A 23,259-nucleotide genomic window follows, 5' to 3' on the forward strand; every position below is an offset into this window, starting at 1 on the left:
ATTATTATACACAACATAATATTGGACTCAATGATAAAAACCTCCTTTCGGCTGTTTTTTTGTTATACCTATGTTAACAAACAACATTGCATAATACTTTTTTGCTAGCTACCTTTTTTATACTAATAAGACTATAATTCTTATGTTTATTTACTAGGGATATGTTTGTGCGCTTTGGATTTTGCATTTTTATATTGTTGTCGTTTTTTGTGTGCGCACAAGACATGCTTTTGTATTTACGCAACAGCGACATAATAACGCGTGCTAAAATACAATATGGTGAAGACGGTCATCAACGTATAAAAAACTGGCTAACCTTTATCGATGAATCTATGGATAAAAGCGAATGGCAAAAAATCCACTTGGTAAACAGTTTTTTTAATAAAAATATACAATATAAAACTGATGAAGCACTTTGGAATCAAAAAGATTATTGGGCTACCCCACTCGAGAGTTTAGGCGTGGGTATGGGTGACTGCGAAGACTACGTAATAGCCAAGTACTTTACGCTTATAGCGTTGGGTATTCCTGAAGAAAAAGTTAGATTAATGTATGTACGCCAGCGTACTGTTAATCAGCCCCACATGGTGCTTATTTATATCGAAAAACCTAATCAAATTCCTTTTGTATTAGGCAACTTTAATACAAAATTATTACCTGCTAATAAACGTACCGATTTAACGCCTATTTACAGCTTTAATGGTCAAGGCTTGTGGTTAGCCAAATCGAAAGGATTAGGTAATAAAGTAAAAAATAGCCGTGGTGTGTCTGCCTGGAATACAATGCTTGAAAGAATTGAACAAGGTGAACTTGCTCCTGCAAACACTGATAAAAAAGGAATAAAGAGCTATGTCTCGAATTTTTAAAAATGGATTGAGCCTTAAAACTCAAGTATATGGCTTAATAATTGTTATTTCGGTTATTTCGTTTGTTGCACGTGTAATTACAGATGTAGAAACTACTCGTGATTATTTACAAACACAAATGGGCAGCCATGCACAAGACACAGCAACTAGTTTAGGACTTTCTATCTCTCCTTATTTAGATGACGAGAGCTTAATGATTGCCCAAACAATGGCGACCGCTATTTTTGATTCGGGTTATTACAAAGAAATTAAATTTACTAACTCGCAAAACGCCGTTGTATTCGATCTTGAAAATCCTAAACGGGTTGAGTCTGTGCCTAATTGGTTTATTGCACTTTGCAGATTAAATGCACCTACTATGCAGTCTGAGCTCAATAGTGGTTGGATAATGGCGGGCGTGCTTGAAGTTACTAGCCATACTGGCCAATCCTATTTAACACTTTGGGAACATACAAAGCGTAGCTTTTATGGATCTTTTTTATTATTAATTGCCTCACTTGCGGTTGCTTTTTTAATTTTACGCGCTGTATTTAAGCCTTTAAAAGCAGTTGAAAATCAGGCCCACCTTGTTACTCGCAAACGCTTTACATTAAACGAAGAAATTCCTGTTGCTCGTGAATTACGCACAGTGACAAAAGCAATTAATAATATGGTTATTAACTTACAAAGCACCTTTGATTCGCTCACTAAACAAACACAAGCGCTAACCGAAGAAGTGTATATTGATTCTTTAACGGGGCTTGGTAATCGTAAATCGTTTGAAAATCATTTTAATTCGGTTGTCGATACAATAACAACTGATGCGCCAATTACTGCAATGATGATCACCCTACCTTCTCTAGCAAATATAAATCAGACTGTAAGTTATCAAGATGGCGATGAGCATGTTAATGATGTCAGTATTATTTTAAAAAAGATTATTGGCGATCTCACTAATTCAAAAATATTTAGATTAAATGGCAGTACGTTTATTGCTTTGGCTCCTTTTGATGAAGTGTTTTTAAACAGAACTCGATTAGAAATTACCGATGCTTTTAGTCAAAAGAAAAATAGCTTACACGTAAATGGTTTTGCTAACTTTGCGCTTATTTCCGTTGAAAAGGGTTCGTCTATTGGTGGTGTTTTATCTGAGCTTGATACTGGTAGCACTATTGGTACAAAAGTGAGCTTGGATAAGGTAGACAAGGATACTTTATTTAGTGTTAAACAATGGCGTACTCTTATTCAATCGATTATTGACTCTGGTGATGTAAGTTTTTCGGTGCAACCAGTTAAACGTGCTAATTCGCAAAATAAACAATGTTATTTTGAGGTGTTTGCTCATTTTATCCATAATGGCGAAAAGGTAAATAATGGTCATTTGTTTGCAATGGCCGAAAAACTAAACTTAACAGAAGAACTTGATAAAAAACTAATTCGAAATTTTGTAAATATTAAAGAGCAATACCCTAACGATGTATTTGCATTAAATGTGAGTAAAGCGTCTTTATATTCAACCGATTTTATCCAATGGCTTACGCTATACGCACACACTAAGCCGATTATAAAAACTAACCTGATTTTTGAGCTTCATGAAATTAGCTTACTTTATAATGTTCATATTGCGTCTATGCATATAGATGCCATTAAAGATATTGGTATTGGTGTATGTGTTGAGCACTTTGGTACTAGCTTAACGTCGTTTAGGTATTTGCAGGGTCTTGATATTGAATACGTGAAAATTGACGGCAGTTACATACAAGACCTATTAGATAACACCCAGAGTCAGTTTTTTATTCAAACCGTTAATAATATTTGTCATGGTTTTGGGATTAAGGTTTTAGCTTGTTTAATTGAAAAACCTGAGACATTAAAGATACTTGAAAACCTAGGGTGTGATGGTGTGCAAGGAAACCTAATTATGTCGCCTTCAAAAATTATTAAAGAAAGTGGTAATAATACGAATAAAGAGTTTACTTTTTGCGCTGATACGCTAAAATTTTGTAATTAGATATTCAATCATGGGATGATAGATGAAATCACTTATTTTAGCTGGCTTAGTAGCTAGCGCCTTTGCAGTTACGACGTTACCTGTTTACGCTGTAACAGACACTGCTGCAGTTGTAAAACAACAAAGCATGGATACTATACTTAGTATTTTAAATAATGCTGATGCAGATACATCTCCTGAGCAGCTTAAAAAAGAGTTAGTTGAAGCTATTAAATTATTATGCCAAAACGATGTACCAACCAAACTACAAGATGATGTTGAATCAGGGCTTTGCTCTGCAACTAACATTGATAGAATGATTGCAGATGTTGTTGCTGCACTTGGTGCAGACAATCCTTTGATTAGTGATTTTTTAGCTGCGCTTGTAGAAGCTGGCGTTAACAGCGATGCAGTTACTTTAGCAGCTATTACTGCTGGTATTGATGCAACTATTGCATCAGAAGCTACTGCTGCAGGTCCAACGCCTGGTCTTGCCCCAGCTGCACCTGTTGTTGTTACTTTGCCTACTACTACAGTACCACCAGGTGCTGGCGGTACTGGTGGCGATGCTGGAATTTCAGAAGTAGGTAATTAATACCACTTATAAAATATAATATAAACGCAGCTCTTGAGCTGCGTTTTTACTTTTGAGCTTACTGTGAATCGTTTTATATTTTTGTTGCTGTGTGCAATACTATTTCTGTTGCCTATTCCTTTAGGTAGCTATCGCCCTTGGGCTATTTTAGCAATGGGCATTTTAATCGGGGCTACATTTTTAGTTCACTTAATAAATTGTACTATTGATAACGACCAACCCCTTTACCCCCCTTTATATTCTTGGCCTTTATTTGCTGCTCTTGGTATTGTTGTTTTAATTTGCTGCGTCCAGTTATTAGGCATAAGTATTGATCCCTTTCAGACCAAACAAATGCTAATTAAAACCAGTTTTATAATACTGTTTTGCTGGTTAATATTTATTTATTGCAATAGCAGCCAATGTATTAAGAAACTTATTTACGCCATTATTTGTGCTGGGGTTTTTCAAGCTTTATATGCAAGCTACTTAAATTTATCCCCTGATATTGTTAGCCCTTTGTTTGGCTACAGGCATACCGAGCGTGCTATTGGCACTTTTACTTACTCTAACTTTTTAGCTAACTTTTTAGCTTTGTGTTTATGTTTAGGTATTGGCGTTTTAGTAAGTGAATTAAAACGCTCTGATAGTGACTATAAACAAACATTTAAACAAACTTTACGTGCCTGGGCGGAAATACTTTTAAGCTCAAAAATTATTTTACGTATCTCGTTAATTATAATTATTGTGGCGCTTATATTAACGCGTAGTCGTATGGGTAATTCGGCATTTTTTATTGCATTAATTGTTGTAAGCTTTTTAGCTTTATTTGTATATAAGCACAAACCAAAAGCGTTTAAACCATTAATAATCAGTTTTTTTATTATTGATTTAATTATTATTGGTGCAATTTTTGACGTTGAAAAAGTTAAACAGCGAATTAGCGAAACAAGTATTCAATCAGAAACACGCGATGAAGTAGTCCGAGACTCAATTCCACTTATATTAGATAAACCTTTATTGGGCTCTGGTGGTGGTACATTTTATACGGCGTTTCCGGCGTATCAATCTGAGCCTTATTCTGGTTACTACGATAACGCCCATAACGATTACGTACAGTTTGCAGTAGAGCTGGGTATACCCGCTACAGCTGCACTAGGCTCACTTATACTCTATTGTTTATGGTTATGTGTTAATACTATGCGAATGCGTAAAACAGCGTTGTTCCAGGGCGTTGCTTTTGGCTGTGCCATTGCAATTATAGATATGTTGCTGCATTCATTGGTAGATTACTCTTTACAAGCGGGTGCAAACTCAATGTTGTTCATGGCTATTTTATGCTTGGCAATATTAAGTAATAAATTACCCGCAGCTAAACGAAGTCGAAAAGAGCATGGTTAAATGCAGGATCTAATGTAACTAATTATCTAATTTAGAGTATAAGTAGAAGTTTCGCTTCTCTTTATGAATAGTGTTTTATTTAAGCAATTAAAAGCTACGCTTTTCACGTGAGCAAGCTCTACGTCTACCGCCAAAGTATAGCTGTGTGTTTAACTTGTAGACGCGAAGCTTGCTTGCGTGACGGGCAAAGACCGTAAAGTAATTTATGCACAAAGAATTTAAGAGGCGCTACGCTTTTAGAGGAAGTGATTAATTTAAAGCTATGCTTGGCTTATGTCTTCTCATTTACTCCTCTTTTACTCCTCTTTCACTCCTCTTTCACTTCTCTTTATGAATAGTGCTTTATTTAAGCAATTAAAAGCTACGCTTTTCACGTGAGCAAGCTCTACGTCTACCGCCAAAGTATAGCTGTGTGTTTAACTTGTAGAGGCGAAGCTTGCTTGCGTGGCAGGTACATCTCGTAACAAGTGATTTATGCATTAACAGATTAAGAATTGCTGATTGTGTAGTCAAACTGAATGCAAACACCCGTTTGCTCTGCACGGCGCACCATTGGTCCCATTAGTAAAACAGGAAGTTGCGCCGTGTGAGTTGTCATTTTTTAGCCTTTAGCTGCTAATTTAAATAAAGAATAAAAATTGTCGGTGGTTGCTTTTGCAAGTTCATTAAAACTAATGCCCTTTAACTCGCTAATGTAATAAGCAACATCTTCTACATAAGCTGGCTGATTAGTTTTACCACGGTACGGGACTGGCGCTAAATAAGGTGAATCTGTTTCTATTAGTAGGCGATCAAGCGGTATTTGCTTTACAACTTCTTTTAGCTCTACTGCATTTTTAAAAGTAACAATGCCCGAAATAGAAATATAAAAGCCCATATCAATCGCTTTTTTAGCCATATCCCAATCTTCGGTAAAACAGTGTAGTACACCACCACAGTTTTCGGCTTTATGCTCACGCATTAAGTTAATGGTGTCTGCACGTGCATCGCGGGTATGAATTATTAACGGTTTCTGTAATTCGTTAGCTACTTCTATGTGCCCAACAAAGCTGGCTTGTTGCACTGCGTGGGTATCTTGTGAGTAATAATAATCCAGACCTGTTTCGCCAATAGCGACTACTTTTTTATGAGAAGCAAGGTCGATTAACTGTTGTTTATTTAGCGCGTCTTTTTGATCGAGTGGATGTACGCCGCACGAGGCTGATACATCGTCGTAATGTTTAATTTTATCAAGCATACTTGGGAACTGATCAAGCGTTACGCTTACACATAAAAAGTGTTCAACCTTTTTTGCACGTGCGTTATCTAGCACTTGGTCGAGGTTTAAATCAAGTTTATCAAAATCAAGACGGTCTAAATGGCAATGAGAATCTACAATCACAATTAATGCTTACTACATGGTATAAGTTGGATTACCAGAGTTTAACATAGTCCCTAGTAGTTTTTCGATCTTAGCGTTTAGGTTTGTTTTGTCATCTAAAAAGCTAATACCAATACCCGGCGGGTTAGAACTTTGAGCACCTTGAGGAGTGATCCAAGCAACTTTACCTGTTACTACGTCATCTTCTAGGGCATCGGGGAGCGTTACACGTAAAGCCAATGAGTGCCCTATTTCATAGCGCATATTTGTACGTACAAACAAACCACCTTTTTTTATGTAAGGCATGTAACAACGGTACAATTCGTCTAGGTCGTCTATATCTACTAAGAGCTCTTGCATGTTTGGTCCTTTTAAGTGTTTCGTAGTGTGTAAGCTAATCGCGACACCGCGAGTGGTAAATTAAGCCCGAGTATTTTAGTGTTATTTTGTAAAAACTCACTCAAAGCTTGTTGTGCAATTTGATAAGCGTCAAAACTCATGCCTTGCATAAGTTGTTGCTTTAATTGTTCGCTTAAAAATAATGTAAATATACGAACAAGTTCAGGCTGTTTATTTATTATATCGACTAACGCTTTAAAATTATGGCTTTGTTTAAACCCAGTTGCAAATTTATAAAGTGTATCAATGCTTTCGAGCTGATTTTGTTCTTGCCATTGCTTTACTTGCAATGGTTGGCTGTAAAAAAGCGGTAACCAGTTGTAACCTGTAATCTGTAACGACTCAAGCCATTGTTGTGCAAGTTCGATATTTGTTACTTTTACATCGGTTTTAGCGCAACGACTTAAAATAGTGGCTGGTAGCTGTGCTGGTTGGCTTGTCGTTAATATTAAAAATCGGCTATTACTTGGCTCTTCTAATGTTTTTAAAAGTGCATTTGCTGCGGCTGTAGTCATTTTTTCGCAGTTTTCGATAATAACGACTTTATTACCATTTTGTGCTGCTGAGTGATTCATAAAATCACTAATACCGCGTATATCATCTACGCCTATGCTTTGCCCGTCGACTTGCGTTAATCGTTTGTCGGGGTGAGTACCAGCAAGTGTTAACAAGCAGCTTTTACATTGTCCACAAGGCGATAAAATACTGTTTGGTACAGTTAAGCGCTCTACTGTATTTTGACACAGTAATGCATTTGCTAACTGATCGCTCAGTTCAAATTTACCTACACCCGTCGGTCCACAAAATAGTTGTGCATGATGAAAACGCTGACCACGAAAGCTTTGTGCTAAGCGTTGCTGTACATCATGTAACCAAGGCAATGCCATGTTATTTTAATCCGTCAAAAAACGTGCGTAATACATGGGTTATATCGCGGTGTACTTTGTCTATGTCTTGATTTGCATCTACAGTTTTAATTGATGAATCGTCATTTGCAAGCTCTACGTAGCGCATACGTGTTCGCTGAAAAAACTCGATAGCTTCTTGCTCTATTCGATCTAGCTCACCACGTCCTTTTGCACGCTCAAGACCAATAACAGGGTCAATATCAAGGTAAATAGTTAAATCGGGCTTTAATCCTTTTAATACCATTGAGGATAGCGAAGCTAATGTATTTGAACTAATACCGCGCCCACCGCCCTGATACGCCTGAGACGATAAGTCATGGCGATCAGCAAGTATCCACTTACCTTGCTCAAGTGCTGGGTTAATTACGTTATGCATTAATTGCGAACGTGCGGCGTACATAATTAAAAGCTCAGTCTCGAATGCTATTTCTTCTTCGTGCTCAGCTTTTACTAGAGTACGTAGCGACTCGGCCAGTGGTGTTCCACCTGGTTCGCGTACATTAATAAAGTCGATATGCTTTTTATTTAAAAAATCTTGGCATAACGAAATAGCTGTCGATTTACCTGCGCCTTCTAGGCCTTCAATTACTATAAATTTTGGTTTCATAAAAGAGTTAGTTCTTTTTATTTAATATGTATGTGTTAACTGCCGCATTATGTTGTTTTAATGTGGTCGAAAATTGGTGGCTGCCATCGCCTTTTGATACAAAATAAACGTATTGCGTTTGCGGCGGATTAACAGCAGCTAAAATAGCGGCTTTTGACGGCATAGCAATAGGTGTTGGCGGTAAACCATTAATACGGTACGTATTATAGGGTGTGTAATCACGTAAATCTTTACGTTTAATATCGCCATCAAACCCCTCTCCTAAGCCATATATTACGGTAGGGTCGGTTTGAAGACGCATATTAGTGTTTAATCGGTTTACAAATGCAGAAGCAATTAACGGGCGCTCGCTTGCAAGGCCTGTTTCTTTTTCTATAATCGATGCCATTATTAAAGCTTCGTATGCTGTTTTGTACGGTAAATCAGCAGCTCGTTGCTCCCACGCATTACTTAACGTTAGCTGCATTTTTTGAACTGCACGTTTTAGTACACTACTTGCTGTATCGTTATTATGATAATGATACGTATCTGGAAACAACCAACCTTCTAGGTTTGAGTTATTTCCTAGTAGTTGCTCACTTAATTTATCTACCTTTAAATCGTTTTGTAAATTACTGGCGCTTTTAATTACGGTCAATATATCACGAAGCGATTGACCTTCAATTATAGTAAAAATAAAGTTTACTTGCTGACCTTGGTTTATTTTTTTAATATTTTCGATAACACTATCGTTATTAAGCTCGTAAAGTCCTGCTTTTAAATCGGTAAGGGTTGGGTCTAGCTTTGCAATAACTTGGTAGCGCCAACAGTCTTCCACCCATTTATTTGCTTGCCATTGACGACATAACTGATTAAAGCCAGTGCCATGTTTGACTTCAAATTGCGTGCTATTTGCTACCTGTAATGGGCTGTTTATTGTTGATTGTATTTGCTGATACCCAATTGCGGTTGTAATAAGCGCTAACAATAATACCGATAAAATAACTTTTAACACTTAGCCTCCTTGGCTAATAATTCGTTTAATAATAACTGGCTCTGCTTAACATTAAATATGTGCTGTTCTATGCTACGTACAGGCACTGCACCCATTAAGCTGTTGCATACAAAAACCGCATCTGCATTGATTAACTCATCCACACCAACACGCTTAAATTCAACGGGTAATTTATCACATAACGATTGTAGATAAACACCCTTTATACCGCACTCATCAAGCTGTGGCGTAAATAATTTATTATGCTTAATGGCAAAAATATTTGCCGCAGACGCTTCTATCACATTATTGTTGTAATCGAGCACAAGTACATCGTCGCAATCTTGTGTTTGCATTGCTTTTTTTATCAATACTTGTTCAAGGCGGTTTAGAGTTTTAAGCCCTGCAAGTAATGGTTGAGAGGCTAATTTAATAGGACTAACATTAAGGCTTAAACCCATATGAGAAAGTGTGTTGTAATTTTTTGGGTAATCTAAAACACTTACTACAATAGTTAAATTATATTCACTAGGTAAACCATAGCCACGCCCGCCTTCTCCTCGTGTAATTACAATTTTTAGTACACTGAGTGTTTGCTCTGCTATTTGCTTAGTAATATGCTTTTCAAGATTATTAAAATCTATTTGAGGAAAACCCAATCGTGCTGCGCACTCAGCTAAACGTGCCTTATGATATGACCAGTGCTGTACTTGCCCGCTGACTACTTTTGCGGTTGTAAAAAAGCCGTCACCATAGTTTAAACCACGATCGGATGTACTTATAACGCTACTTTTTCCCGCTACGATAATTGTTTGTGTGTGCTTTATTGTTTTATGCATATAAAAAAAGCCCAGTTAAACAACTGAGCTCTTATAATTTGATTCGTTGTTAAAAAAGATTATACCTTTTTAAATAGCAACGAGCCATTAGTACCACCAAAACCAAACGAGTTACATAGCGCAAAGTCTAACTTTGCATCACGTGCGGTGTGAGCAATGTAATCTAAATCACACCCTTCATCAGGATTATCAAGGTTAATAGTTGGCGACACTTTTTGGTCTGTTAGCGATAAAATCGAAATAATAGACTCTACCGAACCAGCAGCGCCGAGTAAGTGACCCATCATTGACTTAGACGAACCAACCATTACATCTTTTGCTGCATTGCCAAATATAGATTTAACCGCTGAGGTTTCTGCTTTGTCGCCAGCATTTGTAGATGTACCGTGTGCATTAATGTAGCCCACTTGCTCTGCATTTACTTGCGCATCGTTTAATGCGTTTTCCATTGCAAGCGCTGCACCAGCACCATCTTCCGGTGGAGATGTCATGTGGTAAGCATCGCCACTCATGCCAAAACCTACTAGCTCTGCATAAATTTTAGCGCCACGTGCTTTAGCATGTTCATATTCTTCAACAACAACAACGCCAGCACCATCCGACAATACAAAACCGTCGCGGTCTTTATCCCAAGGGCGAGAAGCCGCTTGTGGATCGTCGTTACGTGTCGATAGTGCGCGTGCTGCATTAAAACCACCCATACCAATTGGAGTACAGGCTTTTTCTGCACCGCCGGCAACCATTGCATCTGCATCACCATAAGCAATCATACGTGCAGCATGACCTATGTTGTGCAAACCAGTTGTACACGCGGTAACAATAGATATATTTGGACCACGAAGCCCATGCATTATTGATAAATGACCAGAGATCATATTAATAATGGTTGATGGTACATAGAACGGCGATAACTTACGTGGACCACTATTTAATAGTTTAATGTGGTTTTCTTCAATAAGTGTTAATCCACCAATACCAGAGCCTACCGCTACACCAATACGTGTTGCATTTTGCTCAGTTACTTCTAGACCAGAATCTTGAAAGGCTTGTACACCTGCTGCAATGCCATATTGGATAAATAAATCCATTTTTTTAGCATCTTTAGGTTGCATGTATGCCGATGCATCAAAGTCGTTAATTAAACCAGCGAACTTTGTACCAAATTTTGATGTATCAAAGTGAGTTATTGTTTGAATACCACTTTTACCATCTAATAAGCCTTGCCAGGTTGATTGCACATCATTACCTAGCGGCGTCAACATTCCTAAGCCAGTTACGACAACTCGACGTTTAGCCACGGTTTGCCTCCAATAAGGGATTATTTTTATAAGTATGTGATCATACCCAAGCTACCTCAAAGTGCTAGTCCCAAAATAGATTAAAAACGTATAACACACGCAAAAATAATTGTTAGTTAAAATTGGACGTTAAGGTTTGGGTTTCGGATCGTGTACTTTGAGGTGGTTTGGATATATAAATTAAGGGCAGCGAATGCTGCCCTTAATTTGCGATTAATTACTCAGCGTGAGCTGTAACGTAATCGATTGCAGTTTGTACTGTAGTGATCTTTTCAGCTTCTTCATCTGGGATCTCAGTATCAAACTCTTCTTCAAGAGCCATAACTAGTTCAACAGTATCAAGAGAATCTGCACCTAGGTCATCTACGAAAGAAGATTCGTTTTTAACTTCTTCTTCTTTAACACCTAGTTGTTCGATGATAATTTTCTTTACGCGTTCTTGGATATCGCTCATTCTTCTTTCCTTTATTAAAAACGCCAATGCGTTATTTTCAGATTGCCGCGTAGTTTACGCCGCATAATTCTCTGATTCAATGATTTGACCATAAATAATTGTCTGGTCAAACCTCTGAGTGTTTGTTTTATCTTTTATCGCTTATTTTCGCAGCGATTTCAAGTATGTTTAAAGCAAGTTTACTAAAAATTCAATGTTTTTTAGATGCCCTGCTCAACTTAATTTGGTTACAGTGCAAATTAAATGGCGATTAAACCATGTACATCGCACCATTTACATGCAAAGTTTCGCCTGAAACATAAGCAGCAGCATCTGATGCTAGGTAACAAACTGCAGCAGCAATTTCATCTGGCTGACCCAAACGTCCTGCTGGTACATTAGCGAGTGTAGCTGCTTTTTGATCTTCTGTTAACTCATCGGTCATATCTGTTTGAATAAAACCAGGTGATACAACGTTTACTGTAATACCACGCGATGCAACTTCACGAGCCAATGACTTAGAAAAGCCAATAACACCTGCTTTAGCAGCTGCATAGTTAGCTTGACCTGCATTGCCCATAGTACCCACTACTGAGCCTATGTTGATAATACGACCGTTTCTTTTCTTCATCATTGGGCGTAATACTGCTTTAGATAAGCGGAAGATTGAGCTTAAGTTGGTGTCGATAATATCGTTCCACTCATCATCTTTCATACGCATTAATAAATTATCGCGTGTAATACCTGCGTTGTTTACAAGTACGTCAATATCGCCTAAATCAGCTTTAATTGCTGCTAAAGTTGCTTCTATAGAAGCAGCATCGGTTACATTTAATGCGTAACCTTTACCGCTACCACCTAGGTATTCGCTAATTTTAGCTGCACCAGACTCACTCGTCGCTGTACCAGCTACTTTCGCGCCTTGTGCAATTAAAGTTGTTGCAATTGCTTTACCAATACCACGGCTAGCGCCAGTAATTAGGACAACTTTGCCCTCTAAAGAAAATAAGTTAGACATTTTATATACTCTTATTTAGCTGCATCAATTGAAGCACAGTCGTTTACTGAGCCACAAATCATTGCTTTATCAATTCGTTTTGCAAGACCAGTTAATACTTTACCTGGACCAAATTCGTAACTTTGCGTAATGCCTTGTGCAACAAGTGCTTGCACTGTTTCCGTCCAGCGTACTGGGCTGTATAATTGGCGTACTAATGCTTCTTTAATCGCATCAGCTGCTGCTTCAGCTTTCACGTCTACATTATTAATTACACCACACTTAGGTGTATTAAATGTTAAAGCGGCTAAATCTGCTGCAAGTTTTTCAGCAGCCGGTTTCATTAACTCACAATGTGAAGGCACGCTTACAGAAAGAGGTAACGCACGTTTAGCGCCTGCATCTTTACATGCTTGTGATGCTCTATCTACTGCAGCTTTATGCCCTGCAATAACAACTTGACCAGGCGAGTTGTAATTTACTGGAGAAACAACCTCACCTTGTGCTGATGCATCGCACGCAGCTTGAATTTCAGCATCACCTAAACCAATGATAGCAGCCATTGAACCAACACCTGCTGGTACTGCCTCTTGCATGTATAAACCACGATTTTCGACAAGCTTAACAGCTTCGCTCAAGCTAATAACATCACTGCATACTAATGCAGAGTATTCACCTAAGCTGTGGCCAGCCATAACAACATCTGTATCAGGGTTTGCTGCTAACCAATGACGATAAATAGCAACACTTGCCGTTAATAATGCAGGTTGAGTACGATGTGTTTCATTAAGTTTTTCTTCTGGACCATTAAGTACTAACTCAGCGAGATCGTAGCCTAATGCATCAGACGCTTCGCCAAACGTTGCTTTAACAATGTCTGAGCTTTCTAGTAACTCTTGTAACATACCAACGCTTTGTGAGCCTTGGCCTGGGAATAGAAGTGCAATTTGTTGTGCCATACTTTGCTCTTTTTAATTAAACAAATAAATATTATTGTAAAACACGGCACATCAATTATTGATTAACCGCCGTGTTTTCGGAATGTGTTTTTTCGAAAATTGCGGCTATTTTATCAGGAAGTTGACGTTCAACTTCTTTTACCGCTTCATCGATCGCTGCTTGAAATGCCTTAGCTGAGGCATTTCCATGGCTTTTAACGACAATGCCGCGCAATCCTACCAGACTTGCACCGTTATACTGGTCGGGGTTCACCTTTTTATAGAGTTTTTTTATGATTGGGCGAAGTATAAAGGCCATACATTTATAAAGAAGGTGCTTTTCGAGTGCTGCTGTAAACTTATTCATAATAAGTTTTGCTATGCCTTCGCATGTTTTGAGCGCTACATTACCTACAAAGCCTTCGCATACAATTACATCGGCTTTGCCTGTAAAAATGTCACTACCTTCACTATAACCAACATAATTTATATGAGGGCTTTGTTGCATTAACTGAGCAGCTTGCTTAATGCCTTCGTGACCTTTTATGTCTTCAGAACCAATATTTAATAAACTCACTTTGGGGTTGTTACAACCCAATGCTTGACCGGCAACTACTGAGCCCATAATGCCAAACTGATACAGTATTTCGGCATCGCAGTGCACGTTAGCGCCTAAATCTAGAAGATATACTGGGTTTTTACCTTCGGTAGGCACAGCTGATATAAGTGCGGCACGTTTAACGCCTGGTAGCATTTTTAAAACATAGTGAGCCATAAAAAATAACGCACCCGTGTTACCAGAACTTACGCATGCTTGAGCTTCGCCCGATTTAACCAAATCGAGGGCAACACGCATAGATGAATCTTTTTTTGAACGTACAGCAATTGAAGGTTCGCAAGCATTAGTGACTATTTCACTACAATGGCGAATAATTAATCTTGGATGTGATAAAGAATCGAGGGATTCGAGTTCTTTAGATATAACGTGTTCGTTACCACACAAAATGAGTGTTAAGTTGGCATGAACGTTTACCGCATGTACGGCAGCGGGAATAGATGAACGGGGGCCGTAATCGCCCCCCATCATATCTAACGCTATGGTTAGATCTTTCAGCATAAAGCAATCTCTTATTTAGAAATTACTTGAACGCCTTTGTAGTAACCATCTGCAGTCACATGGTGACGACGATGAGTCTCACCAGATGTTTGATCTACAGTTAAAGTTGGACCACTGATCGCATCGTGTGAACGGCGCATGCCGCGTCTTGCACGAGACTTTTTGCTTTTTTGTACAGCCATAGTCTTCTCCTAAGAATCTTTCTTAAGTTGTTTCAAAATATCAAATGGATTAGGTTTATCATCTTCCGCCTTTAAAACACCAAAGCTGGCAGGCTTTGCTGAATAACTGCATGAAGCTTCGTTGTGGGTAGCAACTAATGGAATTGCTAAAATTAGTTCGTCTTCAATTAAATCAAAAACGTTAACTTCACCATTTTCATCAAGCGCTACTTCATCGTAGTCTTCTGGAAAAATATCTGACTCAGTGTCTTCACCTACTGGAGAATATACAAAGTCTTGAACCAAATCCAACCCTAAATCACCATTACAACGTTGACAAGTGACAGTTACGTGTGTGGACAAATTGCCTCTAATCACAACGAAACCTTGATCATCGTTTTTGCAATGAATTTTTACCGCTATTTCACCTACTTCTTCCTGCACAACTTTCTCTAAACGAGTAAGTTTTTCAAGCGGTACAATTCCGTCATACTTTAAACGGTGCTGCGCTGCTTTGCCTGGATGAAGAGTGATGGGAATTTTCACCTTTTGCATAGGGGCTGCATCATATAGATAGTTAGTTTGTTAGTCAAAGTAAAAAACCATTTTTACGTGGTTTTTAACGTGTTTTACTTACGGATCTGATTTATCCTAACTCAATCTGATTTATCATAGGAAAAAATCCGTGAAGTACCCACTTATTTTAGCGTCAAGCTCACCTTTTAGGCAGTCTTTATTACAAAAATTTAATTTACCATTTGATACGTTTTCACCAGATGTTGACGAATCAGCACTTGAAGGCGAAACACCCACAGAGCTGGTTAAGCGTTTAAGTGAATTAAAGGCTTCAGTAGCAAATAAGCACTTTAACAAAGGTTTAGCTATTGGATCAGACCAGGTCGCAGTATTTAATAATCAAATTTTAGGTAAACCGCATAATAAACAGAATGCCGTAAAACAACTAAATTTATTTAGCGGGCATACTGTAACATTTTTAACGGGTTTATGTGTTTACGATATTGTAACTGGTAATAAAAAAACGTGTGTTGAACCCTTTAATGTTACTTTTAAAACCCTAAGTGACGCACAAATTAGTGCTTATTGCGATGCAGAACAACCTTACAACTGCGCAGGTAGTTTTAAAAGTGAAGGTTTGGGTATTTGCTTGTTTGAAAAATTAACTGGGGACGATCCAAATAGTTTAATTGGTTTACCATTAATTAAACTCAGCCAATTGCTGGCTGAGTTTGGTTTAGATGTATTAGCTGCCCAAAACAAATTTTAATTACAAAGCTAGCCAATTAACACGTGTTGCAGCTGTAGATAATTATCTACCGTTGCAACAGGGCTAAGCTTATTTAGCTGCTGTGCGTTGTGTACACCCATTGTTACGCCAATTCTATCCATGCCAGCAGCTTTTGCCATGGTCATGTCTATTTGAGTATCACCAATCATTACAGCGTCATTAGCGCTTATGCCAAGTTCTTCAAGTAATTGATACAACATATCTGGAGAAGGCTTTGATTGCGCTTCATCGCTTGTACGCGTTGCACTAAAAAAATGACGTAATTGACTTTGTTCAAGTAAACGCTCTAACCCACCCCTACCTTTACCTGTTGCAACCGCTAAAATAATGCCCTGCTCTTTTAAAGTATTTAAAACGCTGGCAACATTAGCAAATACGGGAGTGGGAGTCGTATCGACACTGTATTGATATTTATAGCCTGAAATTAACGCTTGGTGATGCGCTGCATTATCAGGAAATAAAACGTCAATTGCTTTTTCAAGCGACATACCAATAATGCTTTTAATTACTTCATCGCTAGGCGGCACAATATTAAGTGCAACGGCACTACTACGAATACAATTTACTATTTTAGTAATTGAATCCATAACGGTGCCGTCCCAGTCAAAAATGACAAGTTTGTACTTTTTGACTGATTTATTACTTATCACGCTTTACTAGCACGTAATTTAAGCAAGCAACTACTCAATGCTTTATCAAGTGGTGCTTCTACTCGCATAGTCGTTTCATTTTTTGGATGATAAAAACTTAAATCGTGTGCGTGTAAAAATAAACGATTTAAACCAACTTTACGCATTGAATCATCAAATTCTTGTTCACCATATTTATCATCGCACGCAATAGCATGACCTTTACATTGTGTGTGCACACGAATTTGATGCGTACGACCTGTAACCGGTGATGCTTGTACAAGTGAGCAATCGTCAAAACGCTCAAGTACTTTAAAACGAGTATGTGACGGTTTACCTTCAACATTATCAACACGTACTACACGCTCACCCGACTTAAGTGTGTTTTTTCGTAGCCCTTCGGTTACATTTTTAGTTTTACCATCCCATTGACCGCTAACTAACGCCCAATAGTTTTTTTCCATGGTTTTTTCACGTAACTGTTCATGTAAAGCTGTCAGTACTGAGCGACGTTTAGAAATTAATAAACAACCCGATGTATCACGGTCAAGTCTATGTACAAGCTCTAAACTACGTTCTTCAGGGCGTAGTACGCGCAATGCTTCGATTAAGCCGTAGCTTAAACCACTGCCGCCATGAACTGCCATACCTGATGGTTTATTGATTACAATAAGATACTTATCTTCAAATAAAATATCATTTTCAAGGCGTGTTACTTTATCAAGTTTTGCTGGTACAAATTCTTCGCGTTCAGCCACTCTAATTGGCGCTATACGAATAACATCTTCAAGCTGAAGTTTATATACAGGCTTAATACGTTTTTTATTAACGCGTACCTCACCTTTTCGTAAAAGTTTATAAATAGCGCTTTTAGGCACCCCTTTTAAATGGGTAATAAGAAAGTTATCAATTCGCTGACCTAAATGGTCTTCGTTGATCGTGACATAAGTTACTTGTAAGTCGTTTTTTTCTGACATTGCCTAATCACTAATTTAAGTAAAATAATTTAGTTGCTAACACTGTAATAATAGTGGGATAATCAGCAGCGCAAATATTTAATATTTGCAAATAACAACGGTGCTTTTTAACACATTAAAACATTCGTGATGCACATTCTGGGTAGCCGATCATACAGATCCGAGTTAAGTTTTCCAAAGCTTTTATACATACCTAGTCAACACGTGCGATCAATTAACGGCAATGCGCGTAATATATTGCAAGTTAAGTTTGAACATGAAGCGATTTTTAATGTGATAGAAAAAGCAATGAACAGATAATTTGTCTGATAGTGACGACGTAAAAACACGTCGTTCAGCATTTGCTCAATTATTGTAGTGCCGTATAGCAGCTTATTTAGAACTAAAAAAATCTAAAAAATAAGCGTTCATTAACATCGGCAGCGACTACTGCTCATAAACCGAATACTAGCGATACATGAAGTATGTGTATTGCTTACGATTTAATGAGCCCTACGCGCCTAATATGAATGATATTTAGTAAGATTAATATGACAGGCCGACTTCTGGGTAAACGTGTAATGCAGCTGAAAAGCCGACACTTTTACACCATTAAGAATTTAATAGCGTGACTACGCACTATTGTTTGCCACCATTTAAAATACTGCATACGGAAATACAGAGCCGTTCCGTTAAAGACCCAGTCGTGAGGCTGCACATTCTAAAAATAGGAACAACTGAACAGGCGAGAAAACATCGTCATGTCAGAGACATAAACAAGTAGAGTAATAATATGAAACGTATGCTAATCAATGCAACGCAACAAGAAGAAATGCGTGTAGCACTGGTTGACGGACAGCGCCTATATGATTTAGATATAGAGAGCCCAGGTCACGAACAGAAAAAAGCGAATATTTACAAAGGTAAAATCACACGTATTGAACCATCTCTTGAAGCAGCATTTGTAGATTATGGTGCTGATCGCCATGGTTTCCTTCCTTTAAAAGAAATTGCCCGTACTTACTTCCCTGCAGGTTACACTTTTCATGGTCGTCCGAATATTCGTGACGTGATCAAAGAAGGTCAAGAAGTAATAGTTCAAGTAGATAAAGAAGAGCGTGGCCAAAAAGGCGCAGCCCTAACTACTTTTATTAGTGTTGCTGGTAGTTATTTAGTACTGATGCCAAACAACCCACGTGCTGGCGGTATTTCTCGTCGCATTGAAGGCGATGAGCGAACTGAGCTTAAAGAAGCTCTTGGTCGTTTAGAGCTACCTAAAGGTATGGGCTTAATTGTTCGTACTGCGGGCGTTGGTAAATCATTTGAAGAACTAAACTACGATTTAAAAGCATTATTAGTACATTGGGAAGCAATAAGACTTGCTGCTGAAAGTGCTAAAGCACCGTTTTTAATCCACCAAGAAAGTAACGTAATATTCCGCGCAATTCGCGATTATTTACGCCGTGACATTGGTGAAATTTTAATTGATAAACCACGTGTATTTGAAGAAGCACAAGCGCACATAGAACGCTTTCGCCCTGATTTCATGAGCCGTGTTAAACTTTATCAAGGCGACACTCCATTATTCACGCATTACCAAATTGAAAGCCAAATTGAATCTGCGTTTCAACGTGAAGTACGCCTCCCATCAGGTGGTTCAATTGTAATTGACCCTACTGAAGCGCTTACCTCTATCGATATCAACTCGTCTAAAGCAACAAAAGGCGGCGATATTGAAGAAACAGCACTGAATACTAACTTAGAAGCGGCTGATGAAATTGCACGTCAATTACGTCTGCGTGACTTAGGTGGTTTAATTGTTATCGACTTTATCGATATGACTCCTCCACGCCATCAGCGTGAAGTAGAAAACCGTTTAAAAGATGCCGTTCGTCCAGATCGTGCTCGCGTACAAATTGGTAAAATATCTCGCTTTGGTTTACTTGAAATGTCGCGCCAGCGCCTGCGCCCTTCATTAGGTGAAGCAAGCCAAGGACCATGCCCTCGTTGTAGCGGTCAAGGTACTATTCGTTCTAACGAATCAATTGCTCTTTCTATACTTCGTTTAATTGAAGAAGAAGCAATTAAAGACAATACAACACAAGTAAATGCGCAAGTACCTGTTGCTGTTGCCGCTTATTTATTAAATGAGCAACGCCGCAGTGTTCAGCGCATGGAAAAGCAACATAGTTGCGACATAGTGATTATTCCTAATCAACACATGGAAACGCCACACTATGAAGTAATGCGCTTACGTAAAGACGAAACACTTGAAACAGTAAGCTATGAACAAGTTGTTGCGCCAGAGCCTGAAGCATATGAAATGTCTAAATCGCCGGTAGCAGCAGTACGAGAAGAGCCAATGCTAAAAGGTGTTGTTATGCCTTCTACGCCAGCTCCACAAGCCGCGCCAGTAGCTAAAGCTCCTGTTGTTGAAGTGAAAGCTGAAAGTGGATTATTTGAAGCTATTGCTAAATGGTTTAAATCGTTATTTGCTAGCGAAACCGTAGAAGAGAAAAAAGAAGCTGCTGATAAAGAACAGCAAGAACAAGACGCTCGCAATAAGAGCCGTGGTAACGATAATCGTCGTCGTAATAACAATCAACGTCGTCGTAATAATCCTCGCTCTAAACCACGTGTTGAACGCACTACTAACGAAGATGAAGTTAAAACTGATTCTCCTGCAGTAACAAACGAGAACCAAGAGAGAAGCGAAAATCGCAATAAGCGTCGTCGTAATCCTAATTCACGTAAGCGACCTGAGCATAAAAGCGAAGATAAAGAGCAAGTAAAATCAGAAGTACCTGCGAAGGTAGAAACAACTGAAAAAGTTGCAGTTGATTCTAAACCAGCTCCGGCGCAAGAACCTAGGGAACAGAAGCCTAAAGTTCGCCGCCAACGTCGTAATTTACGTAAAAAAGTACGTTTACAAGACGAGAATGCTGAACAAGTAAAAGTAGCGGATCAAACAACTGAGCAAGCTGTGGTTAATGATGAAAAGCCACAAGTTCAAGAACAAGCACCTGTTGTAGAAAAGCAAACGCAAGCTCCTGCAGAAAAAGCAGCGCACATTAAAGAAGAAGTAGTGGCTATTGAATCTAACGATGAAACAGTTGCAACAACAGAAGACGAACAAGAGCAAACACGTACACGTTCGCGTCGCTCTCCTCGTCATCTTCGTGCATCAGGACAACGTCGTCGTCGCCCTGAAGGTGAAGGCAATGAAGCTAAATCAGATGAAGCGCCTGCATTCGTGCCAGTTGCTGACCAAGCCGCTGCAGAGTATGAAGCTGAACTTAAAGCGAAGTCTGAAGAAACAGTTGTTGATTCATCTGAGCAAGTTGAGAAAGCAATTGCTGTTGAAGACTTAGCTAAAGTTGAAGCACAAACTGAACAACCAGCTAAAGTTGAAGCGCCAGTTATCACTGAGCAACCAGCTAAAGTTGAAGCGCCAGTTGTCACTGAGCAACCAGCTAAAGTTGAAGCGCCAGTTGTCAATGAGCAACCAGCTAAAGTTAAAGCGCCAGTTGTCACTGAGCAACCAGCTAAAGCTGAAGCACCAGTTGTCACTGAGCAACCAGCTAAAGCTGAAGCACCAGTTGTCACTGAGCAACCAGCTAAAGTTGAAACGCCAGTTGTCACTGAGCAACCAGCTAAAGTTGAAACGCCAGTTGCCACTGAGCAACCAGCTAAAGTTGAATCGCCAGTAGTCACTGAGCAACCAGCTAAAGCAGAAAAGACAGCAGTAACTGAAAAATCAGTACCGCATGTTAAAACAGTGGTTTCTCAAGGTGCTGCAAGTGCTCCAATGGCACAGCCAACACCTGTTGCTGATAGCGAAGTAAAACATGTATCTGTTGCTATGGCTCACGATAAACGTGAACTAGTACCAGACAGTGGTTTACGTGCAGGTTCAGTTAAACCTGCTGGTCGTGCAAGTGCTGCAACGACTAAAACATTGAGTGTTGATTAATAACTAACACTCATTAAAAAAGCCCCGCTATTTAATAAATAGCGGGGCTTTTTTGTGTTTATTGCCGAACAAAGCTTAGATTATGAGATTTGAGTATTATCTAAATATATCAAATATATAAGTATAATATGAACCCCTAAGCACTCATCGGTTCGATCTCTAACTTACTTATAACTTCCCAAAGATTTTCTTTCTTTCTGAATACATAACGATATACATCATAGGGGTTAGAATACTGCCCCTTTGCTTTTTCAGCAAAACGCCATAAGGTTATTTGTATGTCGCCATTTTCCATTTTGTTAGTATCAATAATGCGGTGCCTTGTTAATACCATAGATGAGCGATTCATTTCTTCTTTCAAAAATTCGTATAAAAAATGATATAAGCTAAAATCTTTATCTTTATCAATTCGTTTAAGCACGATCTGGTGTTTTCTGACACTCTGGTCTAGTTCGATCAGGATCTCATTTTTTTCTCTTCTTACAATTGAAAAAACCAGCTCATGCTTCATTAAGAAGCTAATCTTATTTTCTTCAATTATACGCCAATGACCATTTGAGATGATCCCATCACTAAAATACTTAGTAACTGTGCCATCATTCTCTAAGCAATAGTATGTATTGTAATCACCAATCCAATTACCGCTCATTTCATGTTGAATATGTAAATATTCATCGGCTGTTGCAATAGGTTTTATTTCTTTATGCTGCTTACAGCTATCAAGCCAATCAAAAATATTATTCGATAATTTCTGGCAATCTCCACCATCATGCCACCATAACCAAACTGAAAAAGCATCTTCTGGATCTATAAATAATAGATCACCATCCTGTTGAGAAATAACGATAACATTATCCAGTCTTTTTAATAAAAACACATCTTTGCCACAAGTCGTGGTTATATAATCTTGCGATAAAACCTCTAATAACATATTTTTAATTGGAACCATCGCTTGAGGATCATTTAGTGATAGTTTAAATTTTTTATCCGTGCATTTAGGATCTTCAATCGTGAATTTACTAAATGCATTTATTAACTCACTAATCTCTTTAGGAAGTGATACATTATTTATTTCCATAATAATTTCCCTATATTAAATAAACGTCTCAAAAGTAATTTGTTATAAAAATTACACTTACATTTAGTTTTTTGATGTTCAACTGCTACCAAGCCTATTGTTGATCTGAATTGATAACTTTAGATTCATTGTTTATCAATAATTCAAGGAATGAATCAGTTGGAAGTGGTGTATTCAAAAGAAGTGAACTGTTCATACAATCATTTTCAATATCAGAAAGGAATATTCTCTGTTGATAGTTTCTTCAAAGATTAAATTTGTTTTTCTGATAATCTAAAAAATAGATTTCCTAGATAAAAAACGAATCACTTTCACAAACGACTCTTTTAAACGTAGGATAACTTTGAGCTAAAATTATGCTTCTATAATTTATTTAATTAAGATCAATCAATTGCAAAAGTATTATCCCACTAACAAAATGCAAAAAAGCGCAGTTTTAATTACTGCACTTTTAATTACTGCAACGTGTCGACATAT

22 protein-coding genes are annotated in these 23,259 nt (G+C 38.2%); 6 read left to right on the forward strand and 16 right to left on the reverse strand.

Annotated elements, in window-relative coordinates:
* Positions 1 to 167: 167 nt before the first annotated feature.
* From I6F65_RS02135 to I6F65_RS02150, 4 genes are all read left to right on the forward strand, one after another.
* Positions 168 to 866, forward strand: a complete 699-nt coding sequence (locus I6F65_RS02135; RefSeq protein ID WP_197111334.1) for a transglutaminase-like cysteine peptidase — start codon at positions 168 to 170, stop codon at positions 864 to 866.
* Positions 850 to 2,856, forward strand: a complete 2,007-nt coding sequence (locus tag I6F65_RS02140) for an EAL domain-containing protein (protein ID WP_197111336.1) — start codon at positions 850 to 852, stop codon at positions 2,854 to 2,856. Before I6F65_RS02135 ends, I6F65_RS02140 begins: the two co-directional genes overlap by 17 nt.
* A 22-nt stretch (positions 2,857 to 2,878) precedes the next feature.
* Positions 2,879 to 3,430: a hypothetical protein gene (locus I6F65_RS02145; RefSeq protein ID WP_197111338.1), complete on the forward strand. Its 552-nt coding sequence runs from the start codon at positions 2,879 to 2,881 to the stop codon at positions 3,428 to 3,430.
* A 63-nt stretch (positions 3,431 to 3,493) separates the two neighbouring features.
* Positions 3,494 to 4,810 carry an O-antigen ligase gene (locus tag I6F65_RS02150; RefSeq protein WP_197111340.1) on the forward strand — a complete coding sequence of 439 codons (1,317 nt, stop codon included), beginning with the start codon at positions 3,494 to 3,496 and terminating at the stop codon, positions 4,808 to 4,810.
* A gap of 601 nt (positions 4,811 to 5,411) precedes the next feature.
* Here I6F65_RS02150 and I6F65_RS02155 read toward each other — a convergent pair.
* The 13 genes from I6F65_RS02155 to yceD form a co-directional block, all read right to left on the reverse strand.
* A complete protein-coding gene (locus tag I6F65_RS02155) occupies positions 5,412 to 6,191 on the reverse strand; it encodes a TatD family hydrolase (RefSeq protein WP_197111342.1) in 780 nt (259 codons plus the stop codon).
* A gap of 12 nt (positions 6,192 to 6,203) precedes the next feature.
* Positions 6,204 to 6,530 carry a PilZ domain-containing protein gene (locus I6F65_RS02160; RefSeq protein ID WP_024612057.1) on the reverse strand — a complete coding sequence of 109 codons (327 nt, stop codon included), beginning with the start codon at positions 6,528 to 6,530 and terminating at the stop codon, positions 6,204 to 6,206.
* 11 nt (positions 6,531 to 6,541) lie between these two features.
* Positions 6,542 to 7,456 (reverse strand): AAA family ATPase, encoded by a 915-nt coding sequence (locus tag I6F65_RS02165; protein WP_166114862.1) that lies wholly within the window; start codon positions 7,454 to 7,456, stop codon positions 6,542 to 6,544.
* A gap of 1 nt (position 7,457) precedes the next feature.
* The gene (gene tmk / locus I6F65_RS02170) at positions 7,458 to 8,084 is read right to left on the reverse strand and encodes a dTMP kinase (RefSeq protein ID WP_166114865.1); all 627 of its coding nucleotides are present in this window, start codon (positions 8,082 to 8,084) and stop codon (positions 7,458 to 7,460) included.
* Positions 8,085 to 8,091: 7 nt separating this feature from the next.
* Positions 8,092 to 9,078 (reverse strand): endolytic transglycosylase MltG, encoded by a 987-nt coding sequence (mltG, locus tag I6F65_RS02175; RefSeq protein ID WP_166114868.1) that lies wholly within the window; start codon positions 9,076 to 9,078, stop codon positions 8,092 to 8,094.
* Positions 9,072 to 9,896: an aminodeoxychorismate lyase gene (gene pabC / locus I6F65_RS02180; RefSeq protein WP_197111344.1), complete on the reverse strand. Its 825-nt coding sequence runs from the start codon at positions 9,894 to 9,896 to the stop codon at positions 9,072 to 9,074. The genes mltG and pabC overlap by 7 nt, the downstream gene beginning before the upstream one ends.
* Before the next feature lie 59 nt (positions 9,897 to 9,955).
* Positions 9,956 to 11,194 (reverse strand): beta-ketoacyl-ACP synthase II, encoded by a 1,239-nt coding sequence (gene fabF, locus I6F65_RS02185; RefSeq protein WP_024612915.1) that lies wholly within the window; start codon positions 11,192 to 11,194, stop codon positions 9,956 to 9,958.
* Between the two features lie 217 nt (positions 11,195 to 11,411).
* Complete coding sequence (acpP, locus tag I6F65_RS02190; protein ID WP_002962377.1) at positions 11,412 to 11,648, reverse strand: acyl carrier protein; 237 nt, start codon at positions 11,646 to 11,648, stop codon at positions 11,412 to 11,414.
* Positions 11,649 to 11,898: 250 nt separating this feature from the next.
* Positions 11,899 to 12,645 (reverse strand): 3-oxoacyl-ACP reductase FabG, encoded by a 747-nt coding sequence (gene fabG, locus I6F65_RS02195; RefSeq protein WP_197111346.1) that lies wholly within the window; start codon positions 12,643 to 12,645, stop codon positions 11,899 to 11,901.
* Positions 12,646 to 12,656: 11 nt separating this feature from the next.
* Complete coding sequence (gene fabD / locus I6F65_RS02200) at positions 12,657 to 13,583, reverse strand: ACP S-malonyltransferase (protein ID WP_197111348.1); 927 nt, start codon at positions 13,581 to 13,583, stop codon at positions 12,657 to 12,659.
* Positions 13,584 to 13,638: 55 nt separating this feature from the next.
* On the reverse strand, positions 13,639 to 14,679 hold the full coding sequence (plsX, locus tag I6F65_RS02205) for a phosphate acyltransferase PlsX (protein ID WP_024612914.1): 1,041 nt from the start codon (positions 14,677 to 14,679) through the stop codon (positions 13,639 to 13,641).
* Between the two features lie 11 nt (positions 14,680 to 14,690).
* The gene (gene rpmF / locus I6F65_RS02210) at positions 14,691 to 14,861 is read right to left on the reverse strand and encodes a 50S ribosomal protein L32 (protein ID WP_002962381.1); all 171 of its coding nucleotides are present in this window, start codon (positions 14,859 to 14,861) and stop codon (positions 14,691 to 14,693) included.
* Positions 14,862 to 14,870: 9 nt separating this feature from the next.
* A complete protein-coding gene (gene yceD / locus I6F65_RS02215) occupies positions 14,871 to 15,395 on the reverse strand; it encodes a 23S rRNA accumulation protein YceD (RefSeq protein ID WP_166114877.1) in 525 nt (174 codons plus the stop codon).
* 130 nt (positions 15,396 to 15,525) lie between these two features.
* Between yceD and I6F65_RS02220 the strand changes: the two genes are divergently transcribed.
* The gene (locus I6F65_RS02220) at positions 15,526 to 16,125 is read left to right on the forward strand and encodes a nucleoside triphosphate pyrophosphatase (RefSeq protein WP_024612912.1); all 600 of its coding nucleotides are present in this window, start codon (positions 15,526 to 15,528) and stop codon (positions 16,123 to 16,125) included.
* Positions 16,126 to 16,133: 8 nt separating this feature from the next.
* Here the strand turns inward: I6F65_RS02220 and I6F65_RS02225 are convergent, their stop codons facing one another.
* Both I6F65_RS02225 and rluC read right to left on the reverse strand, forming a co-directional pair.
* Complete coding sequence (locus I6F65_RS02225; protein WP_197111351.1) at positions 16,134 to 16,796, reverse strand: HAD-IA family hydrolase; 663 nt, start codon at positions 16,794 to 16,796, stop codon at positions 16,134 to 16,136.
* Positions 16,793 to 17,752 carry a 23S rRNA pseudouridine(955/2504/2580) synthase RluC gene (gene rluC / locus I6F65_RS02230; RefSeq protein WP_024612910.1) on the reverse strand — a complete coding sequence of 320 codons (960 nt, stop codon included), beginning with the start codon at positions 17,750 to 17,752 and terminating at the stop codon, positions 16,793 to 16,795. The genes I6F65_RS02225 and rluC overlap by 4 nt, the downstream gene beginning before the upstream one ends.
* Before the next feature lie 772 nt (positions 17,753 to 18,524).
* Between rluC and rne the strand changes: the two genes are divergently transcribed.
* Positions 18,525 to 21,704, forward strand: coding sequence for a ribonuclease E (gene rne, locus I6F65_RS02235; protein ID WP_197111353.1), 3,180 nt, complete (start codon positions 18,525 to 18,527; stop codon positions 21,702 to 21,704).
* A gap of 136 nt (positions 21,705 to 21,840) precedes the next feature.
* Here the strand turns inward: rne and I6F65_RS02240 are convergent, their stop codons facing one another.
* Positions 21,841 to 22,782: a hypothetical protein gene (locus I6F65_RS02240; protein WP_197111355.1), complete on the reverse strand. Its 942-nt coding sequence runs from the start codon at positions 22,780 to 22,782 to the stop codon at positions 21,841 to 21,843.
* Positions 22,783 to 23,259 lie beyond the last annotated feature (477 nt).

It is taken from the genome of Pseudoalteromonas sp. SWXJZ94C (assembly GCF_015864385.1).
GTDB lineage: Bacteria > Pseudomonadota > Gammaproteobacteria > Enterobacterales > Alteromonadaceae > Pseudoalteromonas.

Coding starts and splice junctions, on each gene's coding strand:
- I6F65_RS02145 (WP_197111338.1), top strand. CDS start 2,879: ATGAAATCACTTATTTTAGCTGGCTTAGTAGCTAGCGCCTTTGCAGTT.
- rpmF (WP_002962381.1), bottom strand. CDS start 14,861: ATGGCTGTACAAAAAAGCAAAAAGTCTCGTGCAAGACGCGGCATGCGC.
- fabG (WP_197111346.1), bottom strand. CDS start 12,645: ATGTCTAACTTATTTTCTTTAGAGGGCAAAGTTGTCCTAATTACTGGC.
- rne (WP_197111353.1), top strand. CDS start 18,525: ATGAAACGTATGCTAATCAATGCAACGCAACAAGAAGAAATGCGTGTA.
- tmk (WP_166114865.1), bottom strand. CDS start 8,084: ATGAAACCAAAATTTATAGTAATTGAAGGCCTAGAAGGCGCAGGTAAA.
- acpP (WP_002962377.1), bottom strand. CDS start 11,648: ATGAGCGATATCCAAGAACGCGTAAAGAAAATTATCATCGAACAACTA.
- rluC (WP_024612910.1), bottom strand. CDS start 17,752: ATGTCAGAAAAAAACGACTTACAAGTAACTTATGTCACGATCAACGAA.
- I6F65_RS02140 (WP_197111336.1), top strand. CDS start 850: ATGTCTCGAATTTTTAAAAATGGATTGAGCCTTAAAACTCAAGTATAT.
- I6F65_RS02160 (WP_024612057.1), bottom strand. CDS start 6,530: ATGCAAGAGCTCTTAGTAGATATAGACGACCTAGACGAATTGTACCGT.
- fabD (WP_197111348.1), bottom strand. CDS start 13,583: ATGGCACAACAAATTGCACTTCTATTCCCAGGCCAAGGCTCACAAAGC.
- I6F65_RS02240 (WP_197111355.1), bottom strand. CDS start 22,782: ATGGAAATAAATAATGTATCACTTCCTAAAGAGATTAGTGAGTTAATA.
- pabC (WP_197111344.1), bottom strand. CDS start 9,896: ATGCATAAAACAATAAAGCACACACAAACAATTATCGTAGCGGGAAAA.
- plsX (WP_024612914.1), bottom strand. CDS start 14,679: ATGCTGAAAGATCTAACCATAGCGTTAGATATGATGGGGGGCGATTAC.
- yceD (WP_166114877.1), bottom strand. CDS start 15,395: ATGCAAAAGGTGAAAATTCCCATCACTCTTCATCCAGGCAAAGCAGCG.
- I6F65_RS02165 (WP_166114862.1), bottom strand. CDS start 7,456: ATGGCATTGCCTTGGTTACATGATGTACAGCAACGCTTAGCACAAAGC.